The sequence below is a fragment of the Rhizobium alarense genome (assembly GCF_021555155.1).
Classification (GTDB): Bacteria; Pseudomonadota; Alphaproteobacteria; order Rhizobiales; family Rhizobiaceae; genus Rhizobium_D; species Rhizobium_D alarense.
In genome coordinates this window covers 53857-55850 of record NZ_JAKGBU010000003.1, presented here as the reverse complement: position 1 = coordinate 55850, position 1994 = coordinate 53857, and the positions used below count along the sequence as shown (strand labels likewise).

The 1994-nt window shown below is 68.2% G+C and carries 3 protein-coding genes; 1 reads left to right on the top strand and 2 read right to left on the bottom strand.

Features of this window, described 5'->3' with window-relative positions; genetic code table 11:
• Both LXM94_RS01645 and dusB read right to left on the bottom strand, forming a co-directional pair.
• Nucleotides 1-250: PAS domain-containing protein (locus LXM94_RS01645; protein WP_235769408.1), on the bottom strand; the 250-nt coding region annotated here is incomplete at its 3' end.
• Entirely contained in the window at nt 247-1278 is a 1032-nt protein-coding gene (gene dusB, locus LXM94_RS01640; protein WP_408015572.1) for a tRNA dihydrouridine synthase DusB, read from the bottom strand. The genes dusB and LXM94_RS01645, both read right to left, overlap by 4 nt.
• Nucleotides 1279-1424: 146 nt before the next feature.
• Here dusB and ispD point away from each other — a divergent pair.
• A partial coding sequence (ispD, locus tag LXM94_RS01635; RefSeq protein WP_235769406.1) for a 2-C-methyl-D-erythritol 4-phosphate cytidylyltransferase occupies nt 1425-1994 on the top strand: 570 nt, incomplete at its 3' end.

The window sequence follows — 1994 nt, the reverse complement described above, 5'->3', positions numbered from 1 at the left end:
GCGCGCGGCGGTCGCGCACCTGGTCGATCAGCGTCAGCAGCGGGCTGCCGAAGGGAATGAAATTGCTGACATTGTGGCGGGCGAGATAGTTGGCGCTCGCGCCGAAGAAGGACTCGGCCTCCCAGTTGGCAAACGAGATCTTGCCGGTCTCGTTGACCAGGATCACGGGGTTCTGGATGGCGTTCAGTACCGCCATGGCGAGATCGTTTCCGCTTGCCATGCCCGCCTTGTTGTTCGTTCCGCTGTTCATACCGCCATCACTTCGTCCTGCGCCGGCGTGCCGTAACGCATCAATGCTTCATGGAGATGACCTTCGACGAATTGCGGATCCTGCGATGTCATCAACGCCGCCTTTTCCGCCGCCGGCATGCCCGGCGCGTGGCGCTCGAGGTACCAGCCCACATGCTTGCGGGCATGGCGCAGGCCGCCCGCCTCGCCGTAGAAGTCCAGCATCGCGCGGTAGTGCTCCGCCGCGACCGCCGCGATCTCGGCGCGCTCCGGCGCCGCGCGAAAGCCCGCGAGCACGCCGGCGAACCAGGGACGCCCCTGCGCGGAGCGCCCGACCATCACGGCATCCGCGCCCGAGCGCGCCAGGATGTCATGCGCATCCGCGACGCTGCCGACGTCGCCGTTCGCCACCAGGGGAATCGCGATCCGGTCACGCACCGCACGGATCGCCTCCCAGTCGGCGCGGCCCTCGTAGAACTGCATGCGGGTGCGGCCGTGCACCGTCACCATCCGCACGCCCGCCTGCTCGGCGCGCCAGGCGATGTCCGGCGCATTGATCGTCCCATGGTCCCAGCCGAGCCGCATCTTGACCGTCACGGGGATCGAAACGGCAGCGACGGTCGCCTCGATGAGCGCCAGCGCATGATCGGGCTCGCGCATCAGCGCCGAGCCGGAATAGCCGCCGATCACCTTCTTGGCGGGGCAGCCCATATTGATGTCGATGATGTCGGCGCCGTTCGCCTCGGCGATCCGGGCGGCCTCCGCCATCCAGTGCGCCTCGCGGCCGGCGAGCTGCACCATATGGGGCCGGATGCCGCAATTGCGGATGCGGGCCCACGATTCGCGCGCGTTTCCGGCAAGCTCGCGGCTTGCCACCATCTCGGTGACCACCAGTCCCGCGCCGAATCGCCAGGCGAGATCACGGAACGGCAGATCCGTCACCCCCGACATCGGCGCCAGCACCACGCGATTGCGCAGCGTCGCTGTCCCCACCGACAATGGCCTCGACAGAGGCATCATACTCGACTGCCCATCTTTAAAGCACGCCATATTTTTGCACTATTTTTAGACACTCTCAAAGCGCTTGCCAAGCCCATTCGGCAGGTCGCGCTAATTTTCCCGGTTTTGCTGGAATCCTGGCCACCTTCCGGCTACAGGAGCCCAAAACGCTTTGGCAATGCGAGGGGCGGGCGAACGTGAAGTGCGGTGTCATCATCGTGGCGGCCGGGAGAGGCGAACGGGCGGGCGCCCATGCGGACGGCCCGAAACAGTACCGCCGCATCGGCGGCAGGCCGGTGATCTCCCACACGCTCGATGTCTTTGTCAAATGGCGCCCGGTCGACCCGATCGTCGCGGTCATCCATCCGGACGACGAGGCGTTCTTCGCGGCGGCGAGGAGCGCGGTGGCAGACCCGGAGAAGCGCATCGCCTTCGTCCACGGCGGACGCACGCGGCAGCTCTCGGTGCTCGCGGGCCTCGAGGCGCTCGCGCAGACCGGCGTCACGCATGTGCTGATCCAGGACGCCGTCCGGCCCTTCGTCGACGCGGCACTGCTCGAGCGCACGCTCGCCGCCTTCGCGGACGGCGCCGAGGCCGTGCTGCCGGCGCTTGCGGTCGCCGACACGCTGAAGCGCGCCGACGCGACCGGCCATGTGGCGGAGACCGTTCCGCGCGCCGGGCTCCATGCCGCCCAGACGCCCCAGTCGTTCCATTTCCAGACGATCCTCGACGCGCACCGGCGCGCCGCCGCGGCCGGCCGCGACGAC